Source organism: Saccharothrix hoggarensis, from assembly GCF_042678885.1.
GTDB classification, from domain to species: Bacteria; Actinomycetota; Actinomycetes; order Mycobacteriales; family Pseudonocardiaceae; genus Actinosynnema; species Actinosynnema hoggarensis.
In genome coordinates this window covers 1-2,093 of the sequence record NZ_JBHTLK010000447.1, presented here as the reverse complement: position 1 = coordinate 2,093, position 2,093 = coordinate 1, and the positions used below count along the sequence as shown (strand labels likewise).

Here is a 2,093-nt window from a genome sequence, read left to right as displayed (position 1 = left end):
CGGAACCGTCGGATCGCGGCCCGTGCGTTGCGGGGGATCACGCCGCGGTACGGCGTGTCGGTGGCGCAGGCGCAGGCGGAGTTGGAGGGGGAGTCGCGGCCGGTGGTCGTGGCGGCGGCGCTTCCGGCGCCGGTGTTCGGTGTGTCGAAGGGGAAGGGCCGTAAGGCGCGTCGCAACGCCGCGCGCCGGTCCGCGGCTCGTGCCGCGTCGATGTCGGGTCGGGTGGCGTGATGAGCCGGAACCTGGCGGGGTTGGCGGCGGTGACGGCCGTGGTGCTGGCCGAGCACGGCGAATCGTTGGACGTGTGCGGGGTGGACGTGCGGGCGTATCCGCAACCCACCACCGGGGCCGATGTGTCCATGCAGGTCGCGTCGCGTAGGGACTGGGCGGCCGATCTGGCGGGGGTGGCTCGCGCCGCGGTTGCCCTGGGGTTCGACTTCGTCCGGTTCTTTCCCGAGGACGGCTACGTCCGGGTGGTGACGGTCGGCGAGATTTCCACGTCGGCGGGCACCGCGCGGGTGGAGGTGTGGGACCACCTGAACGGTGCCGACGTCGGCCGCGCCGAGCGGGTGCTGGGCATCACGCTGGACCGGGACGTCGACCCGGTGTTCGTGGCCGTGTCGGACGTGACGCGCCGGCTCGCCGTGATGGCCGTGGGGCGGGTGGCGTGATGCAGCTCGACACGATGGCGACGGCGGTGACGTTCGCGGTGACGCTGCCCGCGTTGCTGGTGGCGCACAACGTTGCCGACCACTGGGTGCAGAGCGACGCGCAGGCCGCGCACAAGAACCTGCGGTCGCGGGCGGGTCGGGTGGCGTGTCTGCGGCACGTGGTGTCGTACACGCTGGTGACGGCGGGGACGGTCGCGGTGTTGTGGTGGCTGCTGGACCTGCCGATCACCGGGCTCGGGTTCGTCGTCGGTCAGCTGGTGTCGGCGGTCACGCACTACTGGGCGGACCGGCGCCACACCCTGGCCCGTCTCGCCACGCTGATCGGTCACCGCGGGTTCTACGCGCTCGGCGCGCCGCGTCCCGACCACGACGACAACCCCTCACTGGGCACCGGGGCGTACGCGCTGGACCAGTCGTGGCACTGGTTGTGGCTGGGTGTCGCGTCGCTGCTGACGGCGGTGCTGCGGTGACGGCCGCGCGGTTCGCGGCGCGGGCCGCCCGGTACACGGCGGCGGTGCTCGCGTTGGCGGAGCACTTCGCGACGTGCGGGTCGGTGCCGCGCACCGGTCCCGACGCCGTGGACTGGTGGCTGGAGCTGGCCGACCTGTGGGGGGACGTGGCCCTGTACGCCGACGACCCGTTCGTCAACGACCGCGCCCACCAGGCCGCCGAGAACGCCGAACGCCACGCCGCCGAGATCACCGACACCACCACCAGCGCCGCCGACGGCATCGCGCCGGCCGCCTGACCAGAAAGGACTGCTCGCCATGAAGTTCAAGTTCGACCCCGACTGCGTCAAGTGCGGCGGCACCGGCCGCTACGACGACTGGACCGAGACCACCGACGGCATGTGGTTCTCCGTGGACACGACCTGCGGGTGCCAGATCCCGGACCCCGCCAACACCGCCAAGAAGAACCGGAACGGGAAGTGAGCGCCATGAAGGACAACAACGCCGCCATCACCACCGACGTCCTGCTGTTCGCCCCCGACACCGCCGGGCAGTGGCACGTGCTGCTGATCGAGCGCGGCCACGCCCCGTTCGCGGGCCGGTGGGCGCTGCCCGGCGGCTACGTCGACCCGCACGAGACGTTCGCCGCCGCCGCGGTGCGCGAGCTGCACGAGGAGACCGGCGTCGCGTTCGAGGAGTGGAACCTGGACCGGGTCGGCATCTACGACACCCCCGGCCGCGACCCGCGCGGCCGTGTCGTGTCCGTGGCGTTCGCGGCGGTGCTGGACCACATGCCCGTCGCCGTCGGTGGCGACGACGCCCGCCAGGCCCGCTGGTGGCCGGTCACCGACGTGCTGTCGACGGACTTCGGGCCGCTGGCGTTCGACCACGACCAGGCCCTCGCCGACGCCGTGGACCTGTACATGCAGGCCGGCATCACCCTCGCGCACTGACTTCGCCCGGACCGGCGGCC

The 2,093-nt window shown here is 72.8% G+C and carries 6 protein-coding genes; all 6 read left to right on the top strand.

Features of this window, described 5'->3' with window-relative positions; genetic code table 11:
- Window positions 1-231 (top strand): hypothetical protein (locus ACFQ3T_RS36230; protein ID WP_380730621.1); only part of this gene is annotated, 231 nt, incomplete at its 5' end.
- Window positions 231-671 carry a hypothetical protein gene (locus tag ACFQ3T_RS36225; protein WP_380730619.1) on the top strand — a complete coding sequence of 147 codons (441 nt, stop codon included), beginning with the start codon at window positions 231-233 and terminating at the stop codon, window positions 669-671. The genes ACFQ3T_RS36230 and ACFQ3T_RS36225, both read left to right, overlap by 1 nt.
- On the top strand, window positions 671-1,141 hold the full coding sequence (locus ACFQ3T_RS36220; RefSeq protein ID WP_380730617.1) for a DUF3307 domain-containing protein: 471 nt from the start codon (window positions 671-673) through the stop codon (window positions 1,139-1,141). Before ACFQ3T_RS36225 ends, ACFQ3T_RS36220 begins: the two co-directional genes overlap by 1 nt.
- Complete coding sequence (locus tag ACFQ3T_RS36215; protein ID WP_380730615.1) at window positions 1,138-1,419, top strand: hypothetical protein; 282 nt, start codon at window positions 1,138-1,140, stop codon at window positions 1,417-1,419. Before ACFQ3T_RS36220 ends, ACFQ3T_RS36215 begins: the two co-directional genes overlap by 4 nt.
- Before the next feature lie 19 nt (window positions 1,420-1,438).
- Window positions 1,439-1,603 (top strand): hypothetical protein, encoded by a 165-nt coding sequence (locus ACFQ3T_RS36210; protein WP_380730613.1) that lies wholly within the window; start codon window positions 1,439-1,441, stop codon window positions 1,601-1,603.
- Between the two features lie 5 nt (window positions 1,604-1,608).
- Complete coding sequence (locus ACFQ3T_RS36205) at window positions 1,609-2,073, top strand: NUDIX domain-containing protein (RefSeq protein ID WP_380730623.1); 465 nt, start codon at window positions 1,609-1,611, stop codon at window positions 2,071-2,073.
- Window positions 2,074-2,093 lie beyond the last annotated feature (20 nt).

Excerpts from the sequence above, each read along its gene's own strand:
- ACFQ3T_RS36205 (WP_380730623.1), top strand. The coding sequence starts at position 1,609 with ATGAAGGACAACAACGCCGCCATCACCACCGACGTCCTGCTGTTCGCC.
- ACFQ3T_RS36210 (WP_380730613.1), top strand. The coding sequence starts at position 1,439 with ATGAAGTTCAAGTTCGACCCCGACTGCGTCAAGTGCGGCGGCACCGGC.
- ACFQ3T_RS36225 (WP_380730619.1), top strand. The coding sequence starts at position 231 with ATGAGCCGGAACCTGGCGGGGTTGGCGGCGGTGACGGCCGTGGTGCTG.
- ACFQ3T_RS36220 (WP_380730617.1), top strand. The coding sequence starts at position 671 with ATGCAGCTCGACACGATGGCGACGGCGGTGACGTTCGCGGTGACGCTG.